The organism is Pseudomonas oryzihabitans (genome assembly GCF_007665395.1).
In the GTDB taxonomy this organism is placed as follows: Bacteria; Pseudomonadota; Gammaproteobacteria; order Pseudomonadales; family Pseudomonadaceae; genus Chryseomonas; species Chryseomonas psychrotolerans_C.
Genome location: NZ_VDND01000006.1, coordinates 169,314 through 185,900, shown reverse-complemented (window position 1 = coordinate 185,900; position 16,587 = coordinate 169,314). Strand labels below are relative to the sequence as shown.

At 67.0% G+C, this 16,587-nt stretch carries 18 protein-coding genes; 11 read left to right on the top strand and 7 right to left on the bottom strand.

The window, feature by feature from the left end; genetic code table 11:
• The 5 genes from FSV73_RS14525 (at position 1) to FSV73_RS14505 (ending at position 3,111) form a co-directional block, all read left to right on the top strand.
• Positions 1-759 (top strand): ParA family protein, encoded by a 759-nt coding sequence (locus FSV73_RS14525; protein ID WP_145008691.1) that lies wholly within the window; start codon positions 1-3, stop codon positions 757-759.
• A 76-nt stretch (positions 760-835) separates the two neighbouring features.
• Entirely contained in the window at positions 836-1,528 is a 693-nt protein-coding gene (locus tag FSV73_RS14520) for an AzlC family ABC transporter permease (RefSeq protein ID WP_145008560.1), read from the top strand.
• Positions 1,525-1,836 (top strand): AzlD domain-containing protein, encoded by a 312-nt coding sequence (locus FSV73_RS14515; RefSeq protein ID WP_145008559.1) that lies wholly within the window; start codon positions 1,525-1,527, stop codon positions 1,834-1,836. The genes FSV73_RS14520 and FSV73_RS14515 overlap by 4 nt, the downstream gene beginning before the upstream one ends.
• A gap of 46 nt (positions 1,837-1,882) precedes the next feature.
• Entirely contained in the window at positions 1,883-2,710 is an 828-nt protein-coding gene (locus tag FSV73_RS14510; protein ID WP_145008558.1) for an AraC family transcriptional regulator, read from the top strand.
• Positions 2,711-2,886: 176 nt separating this feature from the next.
• Entirely contained in the window at positions 2,887-3,111 is a 225-nt protein-coding gene (locus FSV73_RS14505; protein ID WP_145008557.1) for a DUF2934 domain-containing protein, read from the top strand.
• Here FSV73_RS14505 and FSV73_RS14500 read toward each other — a convergent pair.
• Together FSV73_RS14500 and FSV73_RS14495 are read right to left on the bottom strand one after the other, a co-directional pair.
• Positions 3,108-4,049, bottom strand: coding sequence for a GNAT family N-acetyltransferase (locus tag FSV73_RS14500; protein ID WP_145008556.1), 942 nt, complete (start codon positions 4,047-4,049; stop codon positions 3,108-3,110). The two genes, FSV73_RS14505 and FSV73_RS14500, sit on opposite strands and share 4 nt — an antisense overlap.
• A gap of 69 nt (positions 4,050-4,118) precedes the next feature.
• A complete protein-coding gene (locus FSV73_RS14495) occupies positions 4,119-5,438 on the bottom strand; it encodes a Na+/H+ antiporter family protein (protein ID WP_145008555.1) in 1,320 nt (439 codons plus the stop codon).
• Positions 5,439-5,739: 301 nt separating this feature from the next.
• On the opposite strand from FSV73_RS14495, the gene FSV73_RS14490 reads away from it, so the two are divergent.
• Positions 5,740-6,024: a hypothetical protein gene (locus FSV73_RS14490; RefSeq protein WP_145008554.1), complete on the top strand. Its 285-nt coding sequence runs from the start codon at positions 5,740-5,742 to the stop codon at positions 6,022-6,024.
• Between the two features lie 666 nt (positions 6,025-6,690).
• Here the strand turns inward: FSV73_RS14490 and FSV73_RS14485 are convergent.
• The 5 genes from FSV73_RS14485 to FSV73_RS14465 all read right to left on the bottom strand — a co-directional run bounded on the left by FSV73_RS14485 (position 6,691) and on the right by FSV73_RS14465 (position 11,875).
• Positions 6,691-7,659, bottom strand: a complete 969-nt coding sequence (locus tag FSV73_RS14485) for a CDP-6-deoxy-delta-3,4-glucoseen reductase (protein ID WP_145008553.1) — start codon at positions 7,657-7,659, stop codon at positions 6,691-6,693.
• An 11-nt stretch (positions 7,660-7,670) separates the two neighbouring features.
• The gene (gene ubiD, locus FSV73_RS14480) at positions 7,671-9,137 is read right to left on the bottom strand and encodes a 4-hydroxy-3-polyprenylbenzoate decarboxylase (protein WP_145008552.1); all 1,467 of its coding nucleotides are present in this window, start codon (positions 9,135-9,137) and stop codon (positions 7,671-7,673) included.
• 118 nt (positions 9,138-9,255) lie between these two features.
• Positions 9,256-10,518, bottom strand: coding sequence for a transcription termination factor Rho (gene rho / locus FSV73_RS14475; RefSeq protein WP_145008551.1), 1,263 nt, complete (start codon positions 10,516-10,518; stop codon positions 9,256-9,258).
• Between the two features lie 227 nt (positions 10,519-10,745).
• Complete coding sequence (gene trxA / locus FSV73_RS14470) at positions 10,746-11,072, bottom strand: thioredoxin TrxA (RefSeq protein ID WP_017639417.1); 327 nt, start codon at positions 11,070-11,072, stop codon at positions 10,746-10,748.
• A gap of 107 nt (positions 11,073-11,179) precedes the next feature.
• On the bottom strand, positions 11,180-11,875 hold the full coding sequence (locus FSV73_RS14465; protein ID WP_145008550.1) for a FadR/GntR family transcriptional regulator: 696 nt from the start codon (positions 11,873-11,875) through the stop codon (positions 11,180-11,182).
• 267 nt (positions 11,876-12,142) lie between these two features.
• Here FSV73_RS14465 and FSV73_RS14460 point away from each other — a divergent pair, with 267 nt between their 5' ends.
• From FSV73_RS14460 to ppx, 5 genes are all read left to right on the top strand, one after another.
• Complete coding sequence (locus FSV73_RS14460; protein WP_145008549.1) at positions 12,143-12,925, top strand: transporter substrate-binding domain-containing protein; 783 nt, start codon at positions 12,143-12,145, stop codon at positions 12,923-12,925.
• Between the two features lie 3 nt (positions 12,926-12,928).
• Entirely contained in the window at positions 12,929-13,594 is a 666-nt protein-coding gene (locus FSV73_RS14455; RefSeq protein WP_145008548.1) for an amino acid ABC transporter permease, read from the top strand.
• Positions 13,591-14,241 (top strand): amino acid ABC transporter permease, encoded by a 651-nt coding sequence (locus tag FSV73_RS14450; protein ID WP_186309242.1) that lies wholly within the window; start codon positions 13,591-13,593, stop codon positions 14,239-14,241. Before FSV73_RS14455 ends, FSV73_RS14450 begins: the two co-directional genes overlap by 4 nt.
• Positions 14,228-14,959, top strand: coding sequence for an amino acid ABC transporter ATP-binding protein (locus FSV73_RS14445; RefSeq protein ID WP_145008546.1), 732 nt, complete (start codon positions 14,228-14,230; stop codon positions 14,957-14,959). Before FSV73_RS14450 ends, FSV73_RS14445 begins: the two co-directional genes overlap by 14 nt.
• Positions 14,960-15,071: 112 nt before the next feature.
• Positions 15,072-16,571, top strand: coding sequence for an exopolyphosphatase (gene ppx / locus FSV73_RS14440; RefSeq protein WP_145008545.1), 1,500 nt, complete (start codon positions 15,072-15,074; stop codon positions 16,569-16,571).
• Positions 16,572-16,587: the final 16 nt, after the last annotated feature.

Here is a 16,587-nt window from a genome sequence, read left to right as displayed (position 1 = left end):
CTGCGCCGCGTGGTCTTCAACAAGAAGGGCGGCGTCGGCAAGTCCAGCATCGCCTGCAACCTGGCGGCCATCAGCGCCCACGAGGGCTATCGCACCCTGCTGGTGGATCTCGATCCCCAGGCCAACTCCAGCCAGTACCTCACCGGCCAGGTGGGCGACGACCTGCCCCACGGCATCGCCGACTTCTTCAAGCAGACCCTCAGCGGCGGCAAGAAGGCCCAGGCCAACATCCACGCCACCGCCTGGCCGAATCTCGACCTGATCGCCGCCTCCGGCGAGCTGACCGAGCTGCAGTTCAAGCTGGAAGCCAAGTACAAGATCCAGAAGCTCGCCAAGTACCTGGAAAAGCTCGGTGAAGACTACGACCGCATCTACCTGGACACCCCGCCGGCGCTGAACTTCTACAGCATCTCGGCGCTGATCGCCGCCGACCGCTGCCTGATCCCCTTCGACTGCGATGTCTTCGCCCAGCAGGCGCTCTATGACCTGGTCGAGGAGCTGGAGGAAATCCGCGAGGACTACAACGAGAAGCTCACGGTCGAGGGCATCGTCATCAACCAGTACCACGCCCAGGCCAGTACGCCGCGCCAGCTCATCGAGGAGCTGCAGGCGCGCGACCTGCCGGTGCTGGCGGCGCCGCTGATGGCCTCGGTGAAGATGCGCGAATCGCACCAGCAGCATCGTCCGCTGATCCACCTGGATCCGGGCCACAAGTTGACCAAGCAGTATCTGCAGCTGTTCGCCCTGCTGGAAGGCTGAGGGCGCAAGAACGTTCAAGACGAGCCAGGGATAGGCACGGCATCCTGGGCACCCCTCGCCCGCTGGAGCCCTGCCGATGCCCCCTTCCCGCCGCCGCGCCTTCGCTCAGGGCGCCTGGCAGATCCTGCCGCTGTCGCTGGCCTGCGCGCCCTGGGGCCTGCTGGTCGGCGCCCTGGCCATCGAGACCGGACTCAGCGTCCTGGAAGGCCAGGCCTTTTCCCTGCTGGTGTTCGCCGGCGCGGCCCAGCTGGTGGCCCTGGGCATGCTCAAGGCGGGCGCGGGCCTCGCCGCCATCCTGCTGACCACCCTGCTGCTGACCTCCCAGCACCTGCTCTATGGCCTGCACATGAGACGCGTCCTGGCACCTCAGCCGCTGCCCTGGCGGCTGGGCTTCGGTTTCCTGCTCACCGACGAATTCTTCGCCCTGAACCATGCCGAGCAACCGGCCAGCTTCGATCGCTGGCGCGCCCTGGGCATGGGCCTGAGCTTCTACCTACTGTGGAATCTGTTCACCCTCGCCGGGCTGCTGCTGGGGCGGGTGTTGCCGAACCTGGGTGCCCTGGGGCTGGACTTCTCCATCGCCGCCACCTTCATCGCCCTGGTGGTGCCCCTGGTGCGCGACCTGGCCACCGTCGCCTGCGTGCTCACCGCCTTGCTGGTCTCGGTCTGGCTGCACCAGCTGCAGTGGCAGGGCGCCCTGGTGCTGGGCGGCCTGGCGGGGATGGGCGTGGGCTTCGGCGTGCGCCGGCTGCGGGAGTCCCGGGCATGATCATCGCTACCCTGCTCGGCATGGCCGCCCTGGTGTTCTTCAATCGCTATGTCTTCCTCGAACCGCGCCTGCCGCTGCGCCTGGGCCGCAACCTGCGTACCTTCCTCGAATTCGCCGTGCCGGGGATGCTCACCGCCATCTGCGGTCCCATCCTGATCCCGGGCGACGCCTCCCTCGCTGCGACCCTGCTCAGCCCCTACCTGCTGGCCGGCCTGGCGGCCGTGGGGCTGATGCTCTGGACCCGGCGGGTGCTGACCACGGTGGTCTTGAGCCTGGGGATTTTCTACCTGCTGCGCGGCCTGCTCTAGCGCGCTAAGGTGGTACCAGGCCCGCGTCTGGCGCCACGGGAACGTGATGAAAGAACCCCAAGAAAACGCCCGCCTCTGGTCCGCCCGCGGGTTGGGCGGCGTCGAGCTGCTGCACGCCCAGTATCGGCGCCAGCGCTTCGCCCCCCATGTCCACGAGGGCTATGTGTTCACCGTGATCGAGCGCGGTGCCCAGCGCTTTCGCCATCGCGGCGCCGAGCACCTGGCGGCGGCCGGCAGCATGGTGCTGATCAATCCGGACGAGTTGCACACCGGGGCTACGGCGGTGGCGGAAGGCTGGCAGTACCGCGGTTTCTATCCGACGCTGGCGCAGCTGGGACCCGTGTTCGCCGAACTGGGACGCCCCCTCGATGCCACCCCGGCCTTCGCCACCAGCGTCTTGCAGGATCCCCAGGTGAGCGCGGCCTTCAGCCAGCTGCATCGCCTGGCCGACCAGGGCGCCGAGGCCCTGGAACAGCAGACCGCCTGGCGCGAGGCCCTGCTGCTGCTCTTCAGCCGCCATGCCAGTCTTGGCGCCGTCCCGGAGCCGGGGCGCGAACCCCTGGCCGTGCTGCGGGCCCGGGAGCTGCTCGGCCAGCGCCTGCAACAGCCGCCCAGCCTCGAAGAGCTGGCCCAGGCGGTGGGGCTATCGCCCTTTCATTTCCTGCGGGTGTTTCGCCGCGCGACCGGCCTGCCGCCCCATGCCTGGCTCAAGCAGCAACGCCTGACCCGCGCCCAGGGCCTGCTGCGTGCCGGCTGGGCGCCGCTGGAGGTGGCCCTGCAGCTGGGCTTCGCCGACCAGAGCCATCTCACTCGGCAATTCAAGCAGGCCTATGGGGTAGCGCCGGGGGCCTATCGGCGGGCGTGGCTCGGCTAGCCAGCACCGACGAACGGTCACCTGGCAGAGAAGGCCTTGCCAGAGCGGCGCAAGCGGCGGCGCCGTGTGGAGGCGTCTCGCTCGGGCAGAAACTTTCCCGACCGCCGCCAGCCTAGTCTGGGTAGGGAGCGGATCTGCCATCCACTCCCCCTGCCCTTCTGCCTGGAGTCAGCCCCATGAGTCTCGAAGACCGTATCCGCCAACGCGCCTATGAAATCTGGGAACGCGAAGGCCGTCCGCACGGCCAGGATTTCGAACACTGGTTTCGCGCCAACCGCGAACTGGAAGATCAGCCCGACGACAACCTGACCCAGGTCGGCGGCATCCAGAGCAGCGTCGCCCCGCCAGCACCCAAGCCGCGCAGCCGGTCGCGCAAGAAGGCCGCCGCCGACAACGCCTAGCGCCAGTCGTCCAGCAGCCAGACCTCGGGATGATCGTAATGCGCCTCGCCACGGTGCAGGGTGATGCCGAGGATCTCGCTGCGAAAACCGGCCGCCAGCAGCCACTGGTAGGCGCCTAGCCGCGCGGTGTTGACCCCCGCCAGCAGGCGCTGCTGCCCCTGCTCCCGCGCCAGCTCGTCACAGGCGGCGATCAGCCGGGCGAAGCGGGCTGCCGCCTCGGCGCCCGGCCGGACGGCCCCGCATTTCAGGTAGCAGACCCCGCTACCGGCCTCGCTGCGCGGACCGAAATGGCAGACGGCGAAGCCCTCCGCCTGCCCCTCTTCATCCAGCACGACGAGACTCTCGCCCAGCTGCTGATCGCGTACCGTCGCCATCTCGGCGGAGACGTCAAGCCCGGGCGCATTGGCCGCGCCCAACTCGGCACAGGCTGCCAATAGCGGGCCAGGGTCCTCTGCCTGGGACAATCGCCGTGCGGCCGGCGCCGGTTGCCGCTGCAGCGGACGCGCCATTACCGCGGTCAGGGTCCGCGGCCAGAAGCCGAACCCTTGGTAGAGTCCCAGGTGACGCGGACTGTCGGGAAAGGTGAAGAGCCCGGCATGGACCAGTCGCCAGGCATCGAGCTGCTCCACCGCGGCGCCCATCAGCGCCTTGGCCACCTTGGCGTCCCAGTAGTCCGGGTGCACCGCCAGCGGACCGAGGATGCCATGCCGGCCCCAGCGAGTGACGCAGACCACCCCCACCAGCCGCTCGTCATCCAGCGCCTTGAACCAGGCGGTATGGGGCGCGGCGAAGCGGCTGCGCACATAGTCGCGATCGTTCCAGAATTCCCCTGGCTCGGCGGCGCCCATCCAGGTGGCGAAGGCCAGGCGGACCACCTCGGTGGCAGCGGGCAGGTCGGTGGCGAGCAGGGGTTCGATACGGAAAGCGGTGGTGGGCATGGGCGACTCCTGGGCGGTACGCCTTGGACCGGCCCGGACGCGGCTTTGCGCCCGGGCGGTAATCGCCGGTTACAGCAGCAGCACCGCCGCCCAGCCGAACACCAGCATCGGCAGGCTGAAGTGCAGGAAGGACGGCACCACGGTGTCCCAGATGTGGCTGTGCTGGCCGTCCACGTTGAGTCCGGAGGTGGGGCCCAGGGTCGAATCCGACGCCGGCGAGCCGGAATCGCCGAGGGCCCCGGCGGTACCGATCAGGCAGACGATCGCCAGCGGCGAAAAACCCAGGTGCAGGCACAGCGGACCGAGGATGGCGGCAAGGATGGGCACGCTGGAAAAGGACGAACCGATGCCCAGGGTCACCATCATGCCCAGCAACAGGAGCAGCAGCGCGCCCAGGGCGCGGTTGTCGCCGATCAGGCCCGCCGCGGTGGCGGCCAGGTCCTTGATCTGGCCGGTGGCGGTGAGCACCTCGGCGAAGCCGCCGGCGGTGAGCATGATGAAGCCGATCACCGCCATCATCTTCGCGCCCTCGCTGAACAGGTCGTCCGCCTCGCGCCAGCGCACCACCCCGGTGGCGGTGAAGACCACGAAGCCGACCAGGGCACCGAGGATCATGGAATCCAGCCAGAGCTGCACGCCGAAGGCCGCGACCACGGCGATCAGCGCCACCAGCAGGGTCCGGCCGTTGTAGGGGCGGTCGGCCCGCTCGGTGCGCGCCACCAGGCTGAGGTCGTAGCGGCGCGGCCGGCGGTAGCTGACGAACACCGCCAGCAGCAGCCCGACCACCATGCCCAGGGCGGGCAGCAACATGGCCCGGCTGGGATCCACGCCGCTCACGTCCACCCCGGCGCGGGACACGCTGGCGAGCAGGATGTCGTGCAGGTAGAGGCTGCCGAAGCCAACCGGCAGGAACATGTAGGGCGCGATCAGGCCGAAGGTCATGACACAGGACAGCCGCCGCCGGTCCAGCTCCAGGCGCGTCAGTACATAGAGCAGCGGCGGCACCAGCAGCGGGATGAAGGCGATATGGATGGGCAGGATGTTCTGCGAGGCGATGGATACCGCCAGCAGCAACCCGAGCAGCGCCCAGCGCAGCGAGCGTCCGCCCTGGGCGGCCTGACGTTCCATCAAGGCCAGCGCCCGATCGGCCAGCATGTGCGCCAGGCCGGATTGGCTGATGGCCACGGCGAAGGCGCCCAGCAGCGCATAGGAGAGTGCCACCTTGGCGCCATTGCCGAGGCCGGCGTTGAAGGCCAGCAGGGTACCCTCCAGCCCGAGGCCACCGACCAGGCCACCCGCCACCGCGCCAGCGATCATCGCCACCACCACGTGCACCCGGGCCAGGCTCAAGACCAGCATGAGCCCTACCGCTACCACCACCGCATTCATTGCCGACTCCGCACCACGAAAGGGCGCGCACTCTGCCGCAGCGGGGCGTGGACGTCAAAGGCCGGGGATGGATGGCACCGTGCCGGGCTTGTCCACAGCTAAAGGGTGGGATGGTCAGGTGGACAGAGTGCGAAAGCCAGGTTTTGCGGGCTGGCCATCGGCTCGACGGACCAGCGGACATGAGGAGCGCCACGGGACCCAGGCCGAAAGGCCGGCGCTAACCCCTCTGCGACTGAACCTTTGCCGCCGCCGGACCGTCTGACTCGGACGCTTTCACGGTCACGCCAAGGACGACCTGCCCATGCAAAACGCCATAGATACCTTGATCACCGCCTTCAGTCCGCACTCCTGCCTGGCCGTCCCCCGCCGCGCCGACCGCACCCTGCTATTCACCGTCACCGACACGGTACGCGCGGTCACCGTCACCAAGGCCATTCCCCTCTGCAACCTGGAATGTCAGGCCACGCTGGCCACCGTGATCAAGGACCTGCAGCGCGATCTGGATCGTGCGGTGGGGACGCTGAGCGCGGAAAGCCTCGCCGACCTGCGCCAACGCGGCCCCCGGGTGCAGCGCTTCGAGGGCTGAGGCTCGCTAGCGACCGGGTGGACAGGTGCGGCGGCTTGCCCTCACCCCAGCCCTCTCCCCCAGGGAGAGGGGGCGGTGCGGTGCCACCTTGGGTGACGTCGCCCTCCTTAAGGTCAAGCGTTGAGTCGGACCTGGGCGAGGGCTTAGGTTCAGGCACCTATCCAAACAGCCCCCTCTCCCCTGGGGATAGGGTTGGGGTGAGGGCGATGCGGACACGAGACGTCGGGCGGAAAAGGACTCGCCGTTTTCCACCCTGCCGCTCTTACCGCTATAAAAGCCGACTGCGCAAATGGCACTGCGGACTCGAATAAGCGTCCTCGTTGAGCTAACGACAACGACCCCCTGCTCGAACAACCCCCTCTCCCTGCGGGAGAGGGTTGCGGTGAGGGCAATGCAGGCGAAGAGTTTCAGGCGGAAAAGGCTCCGCCGTTTTCCACCCTACCGTGCTCACCGCTATAAAAGCAGCCTGCACGGATGGCACCTCAGACTCGAATAAGCGTTCCCGTTGAGCTAACGATAATGACCCCTGCTCGAACAGCCCCCTCTCCCCGCGGGAGAGGGTTGGGGTGAGGGGCTGACCAGGCAACGAATCCCCAGCTAAAAAAAGACCGCTTTCCACACTAGCCCTATCGCAACCACGGCAGTGCGCCAAGGCCGCGACAGGCCTCAGCTGCGTGGTGCGTAGGCGAAGACGTCGGCGCGCATCTGGTGCGCGTCCATGCCTGCGTCCACCAGGGCATCCAGGGTGGCGTAGACCATGGCCGGCGAGCCGCTGGCATAGACGTACAGGCCGCTCAGGTCGGCGAAGTCGGCGCGTACCGCTTCGTGCAGCAGGCCGCAGCGACCTTCCCAGCCACAGGCATCGCTCACCACCCGGTTGAGGGTGAGGTTGGGTAGCGTGGCCCATTCGTCCCAGGCCTCGACGGCATAGAAGTCTGCCGGTGTCCGCGCGCCCCAATAGAGGTGCACCGGGTGCGCGAAACCGCGGGTGCGGGCATCCTCGATCAGGCTGTGCATCTGCGCCATGCCGGTGCCGGCGGCGATCAGTACCAGGGGTCCATCGGGCAATTCGGCCAGGTGCGCATCGCCATACGGCAGCTCGACCTGGGCCATGCCCTGGCGCTCGAGCTGCGCCAGCAGCGCCTGGCTGCTGGCTTCGCGGGTCAGGACATGCAATTCCAGCTCGCGCCCCTGGTGCGGCGCCGACGCCAGGGAAAAGGCCGACTGCTTGCCGTCGTCACGAGCGATCATCAGGTATTGCCCGGCGTGGTAGCGCGGCGGGCGTCCGGCCGGGGCGCGCAGTCGCACGCGGCGCACGTCGCCACCAACGTCATCCAGCGCCACCACCTGGCAGGCCAGCTTACGTACCGGCAACTCGCCAGGGGCCAGCACGCCGTCCCACTGCAGCAGGCAATCGGTCAGGGGCACGGCCACACAGACATAGATCTCGCCCTGATCGGCGACCTGGCCGCGCTGGTCGACCTGGCCTTCCACCAACAGCGCCGCGCAGAGCTGGCAATTGCCGTTGCGACAGCTGTGCGGCCCGCTGTAGCCGAGGCGCTGCGCCGCCGCCAGGATCGCCTCCCCGGGCTGGGTTTCCAGTACCGCGCCCGAGGGCTGCAGGGTGACCTTCATCGTCGTCTCCGTTAATCGATCCCGAGACTGGACCACATCTCGTCCACCCGTTTGACCACGGCGTCGTCCTTGACGATCGCCCGCCCCCACTCCCGCGTGGTCTCGCCCGGCCACTTGTGGGTGGCATCCAGGCCCATCTTCGAGCCCAGCCCGGAGATCGGCGAGGCGAAGTCCAGGTAGTCGATGGGGGTGTTGTCGATCATCACGGTATCGCGCTTGGGGTCCATGCGCGTGGTGACCGCCCAGATGACATCGTTCCAGTCGCGCGCATTGATGTCATCGTCGGTAACGATCACGAACTTGGTGTACATGAACTGGCGCAGGAACGACCAGACCCCCAGCATCACCCGCTTGGCGTGCCCGGGGTACTGCTTCTTGATGGTCACTACCGCCATGCGGTAGGAGCAGCCTTCCGGCGGCAGGTAGAAGTCGACGATCTCGGGAAACTGCTTCTGCAGGATGGGAACGAAGACTTCGTTGAGCGCCACGCCGAGGATGGCCGGCTCGTCTGGCGGCCGCCCGGTGTAGGTGCTGTGGTAGATGGGATCGCGGCGGCGGGTGATGCGCTCCACGGTGAACACCGGGAAGGTATCGACCTCGTTGTAGTAGCCGGTGTGGTCTCCATAGGGACCTTCCGGCGCCATCTCGCCCGGATGGATGACGCCTTCCAGCACGATTTCCGCGCTGGCCGGCACCTGCAGGTCATTGCCCACGCACTTGACCAGTTCGCTGCGACTGCCGCGCAGCAGACCGGCGAAGGCGTACTCGGAGAGGGTGTCGGGCACCGGGGTCACGGCGCCGAGGATGGTGGCCGGATCGGCGCCCAGGGCCACCGCCACCGGATAGGGCTGGCCCGGATGCTTCTGGCACCACTCGCGGAAATCCAGGGCGCCGCCACGATGGCTCAGCCAGCGCATGATCAGCTTGTTGCGGCCGATCACCTGCTGGCGATAGATACCGAGGTTCTGGCGCTCCTTGTTGGGGCCGCGGGTGACGGTCAGGCCCCAGGTGATCAGCGGCGCCACGTCGCCCGGCCAGCAGTGCTGGATCGGCAGCCGGCCCAGGTCGACCGCCTCGCCCTCCTCGATCACCTCCTGGCAAGGCGCGTCCTTGAACACCTTGGGCGCCATGCTGATGACCTTCTTGTAGATCGGCAGCTTGGACCAGGCGTCCTTCAAGCCCTTCGGCGGCTCGGGCTCCTTGAGGAAGGCCAGCAGCTTGCCGATCTCGCGCAGGGCGCCGACGTCCTCGGCGCCCATGCCCAGGGCCACGCGCTGCGGCGTGCCGAAGAGGTTGCCCAGCACGGGCATGGAAAAGCCCACGGGATTCTCGAACAGCAGCGCCGGGCCCTGCTTGCGCAGGGTGCGGTCGCAGATTTCGGTCATTTCGAGGATCGGCGAGACCGGGGCGGTCACGCGCTTCAATTCACCACGCTGCTCCAGGCTGCGGATGAAGTCACGCAGATCTCGGTATTGCATGCGGCCTCTTCGACGCTCGGGAAAGTCCAGCAGTCTACCGGTTTGCCCGGCGGACGAGAAAGCCGCCGACCAGAAACGCGAAAGGCCGGGATAACCCGGCCTTTCCTGCTCAAGCGCCTTACTTGCTGCGCTTCATCGAGTCGAAGAACTCGTTGTTGGTCTTGGTCTGGCGCAACTTGTCGAGCATGAATTCGATGGCGGCGATCTCATCCATCGGATGTAGGATCTTGCGCAGAATCCACATCCGCGACAGCTCTTCCTCATCGGTGAGCAGCTCTTCGCGGCGGGTGCCGGACTTGTTGATGTTGATGGCCGGGAAGACGCGCTTCTCGGCGATGCGGCGCTCCAAGGGCAACTCCATATTGCCGGTACCCTTGAATTCCTCGTAGATCACCTCGTCCATCTTCGAGCCGGTTTCCACCAGCGCGGTGGCGATGATGGTCAGGCTGCCGCCTTCCTCGATGTTACGGGCGGCGCCGAAGAAGCGCTTGGGCTTCTCCAGGGCGTGGGCGTCGACACCACCGGTGAGCACCTTGCCGGAGCTGGGGATCACGGTGTTGTAGGCCCGCGCCAGGCGGGTGATGGAGTCCAGCAGGATGACCACGTCCTTCTTGTGCTCAACCAGGCGCTTGGCCTTCTCGATCACCATGTCGGCGACCTGCACGTGGCGGGTCGGCGGCTCGTCGAAGGTGGAGGCCACCACTTCGCCGCGCACGGTGCGCTGCATCTCGGTCACTTCCTCGGGACGCTCGTCGATGAGCAGCACGATGAGGTAGCACTCGGGATTGTTGCGGGTGATGTTGGCCGCGATGTTCTGCAGCATGATGGTCTTGCCCGCCTTGGGCGGCGCGACGATCAGGCCGCGCTGGCCCTTGCCGATGGGGGCGCAGAGGTCGATGACCCGACCGGTGAGGTCTTCGGTGGAGCCGTTGCCGGCTTCCATGGTTAGGCGCTTGTTGGGGAACAGGGGCGTGAGGTTCTCGAACAGCACCTTGTTCTTGGCGTTTTCCGGACGGTCGAAGTTGATGGTGTCGACCTTGAGCAGCGCGAAGTAGCGCTCGCCTTCTTTCGGCGGGCGAATCTTGCCGATGATGGTGTCGCCGGTGCGCAGGTTGAAGCGGCGAATCTGGCTGGGCGAGACATAGATGTCGTCGGGGCCGGCCAGGTAGGAGGAGTCGGCGCTACGCAGGAAGCCGAAGCCGTCCTGCAGTATCTCCAGCACGCCATCTCCGGAAATCTCGTCGCCACCTTTCGCATGCTTCTTGAGCAGCGCGAAGATGATGTCCTGCTTGCGGGACCGGGCCATGTTTTCCAAGCCCGCGGCATCCGCCATTTCCAACAGTTCCGTGATGGGCTTTTGCTTGAGTTCGGTCAGATTCATAGACGTATGTTGACGTGAGAAGAGGCGAAGGAGGGATTCGAGCTGAGCGGCCGGATGCGAGATTAGCGTCGCGGGATGTGTTCTGAAGAGGAGAACAGACGGCTACAGCAGATGAGAAGACGACCCGCTAGCTGGGGTCGTGGGCTGGAATCTAGCACCTACCCCGGTGCGCGTCCAGCCGTCCAGGCAGAAAAAAGCCCCGCGTGGCGGGGCTTTCGGCTGGACGCTTAGACGTTGGCGTCGAGGAAGGCGGCCAGTTGCGACTTGGACAGGGCACCGACCTTGGTGGCCTCGACCGCGCCGTTCTTGAACAGCATCAGGGTCGGGATGCCACGCACGCCGTACTTGGGCGGGGTGTCCTGGTTTTCGTCGATGTTCAGCTTGCAGACCTTGAGCTTGCCTTGGTAGTCCTTGGCGATCTCGTCCAGCACGGGGGCAATCATCTTGCACGGACCGCACCATTCGGCCCAGTAGTCGACCAGCACGGGGCTGTCAGACTTGAGCACGTCCTGCTCGAAGCTGGCGTCGCTGACGTTGGTGATGTATTCGCTCATTGACTCTCTCCGAATTCGGGTGCGACTTGAAGTACCGCCATGATAGCCCTGCGGCCGCCACTTCGAAAGCATTCGAACATTGATGGTGGCTATGACGGGTATTGATATTAGACAGCGGGCACCGGGAAGGGGGTTCCGCTGCGCAGCGCCGCATTGCGGATATGTTCGCGCATGGCCTTCTGCGCGGCCGCCGGCGAGCGCCGGGTCAGGGCCCGCAGGATGCGCCGGTGCTCCTGCCAGGTCTCCAGCGCCCGCTCGGGGCGGACGAAGGGCAGTTTCTGACTCTCGTGGAAGCGCTCCGGACTGGTGGTGATGACCGCGAGCATGGTCGGGTTGTCCGCCGCCAGCAGCAACTGGCGATGGAAATCGAAATCCAGCACGGCCGCCTGCTCCAGCTCGTTGGCCCGCAGCGCCCGGTGCAGGGCGCCGAGGTTGTCGTCCAGTCGGTCCAGGTCGGCCGGGCTCAGGGTCACGGCGGCCAGTCCCGCGGCGAAGCCTTCCAGGGCGAAGCGCAACTGGAAGACGTGGGCCGCCGTCACCTCGTCGGCGAAGGGCCACTGCCCCTCCGCCGCGCCGGTCGCCGCCTGCACGTAGACGCCACGCCCGGGCTGGACGCTGACCAGGCCCAGGGCACTGAGGGTGGACAGCGCCTCGCGCAGGGAGGCGCGACTGACGCCCAGGCGCTCGGCCAACTCGCGTTGCGCCGGCAGGGCCGCACCGGGCGCATAGCCTTCGGTCTCGATCAGCCGGCGAATGGCATCGACGGCATATTGGGGTACGGCGCGGGTGGCAGCGAGGGGCATGGCGTGGTCAGGCCAGTCAGTCCGGAAGTTCGCCTTTTATGCCGATTTTCCGCGCAGTTCAAGCGCGGCCCCATCCCGGAGCACGGGGCGAGAGCCGCGCACCAAAGCGGCTCACGCCGCGTGCAAAGAAGTCGATGTCCATCCGCCAACTGTTCAGACCAGTAAGACCAATCCCCAGGCCTGACGCCTTCTGTGGGCACCCCAGGTGCGGCTGGCACATGAAATGCACTGGGCAGAGCCATCCCATCCTGCTTCCGGAGTCTCCTCATGCTCAAGCGCTGGACCGCCCTCTCCTTGTTCGCCCTGGGCCTGACCGCCCTGCACGCCCCCGCCCAGGCCGATCAGCTGGCCGATATCCAGCAGCGCGGCACGGTACGCATCGCCGTGCCCCAGGACTTCCCGCCCTTCGGTACCGTGGGTCCGGACCTCAAGCCGCGTGGCCTGGACATCGACACCGCCCAGCTGGTGGCCGACAAGCTGGGGGTCAAGCTGGCGCTGACGCCGGTCACCAGCACCAACCGCATTCCCTTCCTGACCACCGGCAAGGTGGACATGGTCATCTCCAGCCTGGGCAAGAATCCCGAGCGCGAGCAGGTCATCGACTTCAGCAAGCCCTATGCGCCCTTCTTCCTCGGCGTCTTCGGCGCCAAGGGCAGCACCCTGAGCAAGCCCGAGGAGCTGGCCGGCAAGACCATCGCCGTGACCCGCGGCGGCATCGAGGACATGGAGCTGAGCAAGGTGGCGCCCAAGGACGCGGTGATCAAGCGTTTCGAGGACAACAACGCCACCATCGCCGCCTACCTCGCCGGCCAGACCGAATTCATCGCCAGCGGCAGCTCGGTGATGGCCTCCATCGCCGAGAAGAAGCCCGAGCGCGCCCCGGAGATGAAGATCACCCTGAAGAATTCGCCCAACTATATCGGCCTGGCCAAGAACGAGCCGGCGCTGAAGGCCAAGCTGGACGGCATCCTCGACGCCGCCCGCGCCGATGGCAGCCTGGATCGCCAGGCCGAGAAGTGGCTGGGCCAGCCGCTGCCCAAGGACATGTAAGGCATGGCCTATCAGTTCGACTTCCAGCCGGTACTGCAGCAGGGTGACCTGCTGCTCAAGGGCGCCCTGTTCACCCTGGAGCTGACCGCCATCGGTGCGGTCCTGGGGATCACGCTGGGCATTCTGGGCGCGGTCTGCCGCGCCTGGCGGCTCAAACCCTTCGACCGGGTGTTCGGAATCTACGTCGAACTGATCCGCAACACGCCCTTCCTGATCCAGCTGTTCTTCATCTTCTTCGGCCTGCCCTCGCTGGGCGTGCACATCAGCGAATGGCAGGCGGCGGTACTGGCCATGGTGATCAACCTGGGCGCCTATTCCACGGAAATCATCCGCGCCGGCATCCAGGCGGTGCCCCGCGGTCAGCTGGAAGCCGCCGCGGCGCTGGCCATGACCCGCGCCGAGACCTTCCGCCACGTGATCCTCAGGCCCGCCCTGGCCAAGGTCTGGCCGGCGCTGTCGAGCCAGGTGGTGATCGTGATGCTCGGCTCGGCGGTCTGCTCGCAGATCTCCACCGAGGAACTGACCTTCGCCGCCAACTTCATCCAGTCGCGCAATTTCCGCGCCTTCGAAACCTACCTGCTGACCACCCTGCTCTACCTGGTCATGGCCATCGGCGTGCGCCAGCTGCTGCACTGGATCGGTCGGCGCTTCATCCAGGGAGGCCGCTGATGGACTTCACCCTCTGGGATATCGTCCGCAACCTGGGCACCGGGCTGTACTGGACCCTCATCCTGTCGCTGGCGGCCTTCGCCGGCGGCGGCCTGGCCGGCCTGCTGGTGCTCTGGGCGCGGCTGTCGCCGCTGCAGGCGCCCCGGCTGCTGGCCAAGCTGCACATCGAGCTGTTCCAGGGCACGCCGCTGCTGATGCAGCTGTTCCTGGTGTTCTTCGGCATCTCGCTGCTGGGCCTGGAAATCCCCGCCTGGCTGGCGGCCGGCGTGGCCCTGACGCTGTTCACCAGCGCCTACCTCGCCGAGATCTGGCGCGGTTGCGTCGAGGCCATTCCCCACGGCCAGTGGGAAGCCTCGGAAAGCCTGGCGCTGACCCGTTTCGAACAGCTGCGCCACGTCATCCTGCCGCAGGCCCTGCGCATCGCCGTGGCTCCCACCGTGGGCTTCTCGGTGCAGGTGGTCAAGGGCACGGCGGTGACCTCCATCATCGGCTTCACCGAACTGACCAAGATCGGCGGCATGCTCGCCAATGCCACCTACCAGCCCTTCACCGTCTATGGCCTCGCCGCCCTGGGCTACTTCATCCTCTGCTACCCGCTGTCGCTGGCCGCCCGCTGGCTGGAAAGGAGACTGCATGCCGCTGCTTAGAGTGACCGCCCTGCACAAACACTATGGCAATCACCATGTGCTCAAGGGCATCGACCTGACCGTCGAGGAAGGCCAGGTGGTGGCCATCATCGGCAAGAGCGGCTCGGGCAAGAGCACCCTGCTGCGCACCTTGAACGGCCTGGAATCGATCAACGACGGCGTCATCGAGGTGGACGGCGAATACCTGGACGCCGCCCGGGTCAACCTGAGGTCGCTGCGGCAGAAGGTCGGCATGGTCTTCCAGCAGTTCAACCTCTTCCCCCACCTCACCGTGGGCGAGAACGTCATGCTGGCGCCCCAGGTGGTGAAGAAGACCAGCAAGGACGAAGCCCGCGCCCTGGCCCGGCAGATGCTCGACCGGGTCGGCCTGGGCGAGAAGTTCGACAGCTATCCGGATCGGCTGTCCGGCGGCCAGCAGCAGCGGGTGGCCATCGCCCGCGCCCTGGCGATGTCGCCCAGGGTGCTGCTATGCGACGAGATCACCTCGGCGCTGGACCCGGAGCTGGTCAACGAGGTGCTGGCGGTGGTCAAGCAGCTGGCCAGCGAGGGCATGACGCTGATCATGGTCACCCATGAGATGAGGTTCGCTCGCGAGGTGGGCGACAAGCTGGTGTTCATGCACCAGGGCAAGGTCCACGAGAGCGGTCATCCCCAGGAGCTGTTCGCCCGCCCGCAGACGCCGGAGCTGGCCCAGTTCATTGGCCAGGTGGCCTCCTGAGGCGGAAAAACCCTATTTTTTCTGCCACTTTGCGCAACCGTAACCGCTGTGCGCTTGAAGCTGTCACCGGCTAGCTGGCACGATGGCGCGGTTTATCGCCGAGAGCCTCCAGATGCAGCCTTCGCCAGCCGAACCCCACGAACTGATCGCCGCCATCGACCTGGGCTCGAACAGCTTCCATATCGTCCGGGCGCGCAACTTCCACGGGGAGATCCGCATCCTTGAGCGGTTGGGCGAGAAGATCCAGCTGGCCGCCGGCCTCGACGAGTCGCGCCTGCTCAGCGAAGAAGCCATCCAGCGTGGCCTCGACTGCCTGCGCCGCTTCGCCCAGCTGATCGCCGGCATGCCGCGCGGTACCGTGCGGGTAGTGGGCACCAATGCCCTGCGCGAGGCGCGCAATCGCGCCGAATTCATCCAGCGCGCCGAAGCCGTGCTCGGCCATGCGGTGGAGGTCATCTCCGGTCGCGAGGAGGCGCGCCTCATCTACCTGGGCGTCTCCCACTCCATGCCCGACGTGCCCGGACGCCGACTGGTGACCGACATCGGCGGCGGCAGTACCGAATTCATCATCGGCCAGCGCTTCGAGACCCTGCAGCGCGAGAGTCTGCAGATGGGCTGCGTCAGCTTCACCAAGAGGTTCTTCGCCGACGGCAAGATCACCGCGGCCCAATACGCCCGCGCCTACACCGCCGCGCGCCTGGAGCTGATGAACATCGATCAGGGCCTGCGCGAGATGGGCTGGCACCAGGCGCTCGGCGCCTCCGGCACCATCCGCGCGGTGGCCCTGGCGATCCAGGCGGCCGGCCGTGGCAATGGCGAGATCACCCCGGACGGTATCGAGTGGCTCAAGCGCAAGCTGCTCAAGCAGGGCGACATCAACCTGCTCAACATCGACGGCGTGAAGCCGGATCGCCGCGCCATCCTGCCCGGCGGCCTGGCCATCCTCGAGGCCCTGTTCAAGGCCCTGGAGCTGCAGGAGATCCACCTCTCCGAAGGCGCCCTGCGCGAAGGGGTGCTCTACGACATGATCGGCCGGCACAGCCACGAGGACGTGCGCGAGCGCACCCTCAAGGGCCTGGCCGAGCGCTACCACGTCGATCAGCGCCACGCCGAGCGGGTGGAGAAGCGCGCCCTCAAGTCCCTGGCGCAGGTCGCCAGCGCCTGGGGCCTGACCGACGAGAACCACGCCGAGCTGCTGCGCTGGGCCGCCCGGCTGCACGGCGTCGGCCTGGACATCGCCCACTACCAGTACCACAAGCACGGCGCCTACCTGATCGAGCACTCGGACCTGCCCGGCTTCTCCCGCCGCGACCAGCAGGCCCTGGCGCTGCTGGTGCGCGGCCACCGGCGCAACATCCCCCAGGAACGCCTGCAGGAGCTGGGCCCGGAAGGCGAACCGCTGCTGCGCCTGACCCTGCTGCTGCGCTTCGCCATCCTCTTCCACCACATCCGCCACAAGAGCATCCCGGACGTCCAGCTCAGCGCCGGCGAGCGCAGCCTGGACGTGCAATTCCCCGATGGCTGGCTGGCGGAGAATCCCCTGACGCAGGCCGACTTCGAACTGGAAGCCCAGTGGCTGGAGCGGGTGGGGTACAAGTTGAGCGTTCGCTGATTTTTTGTAGGTTGGG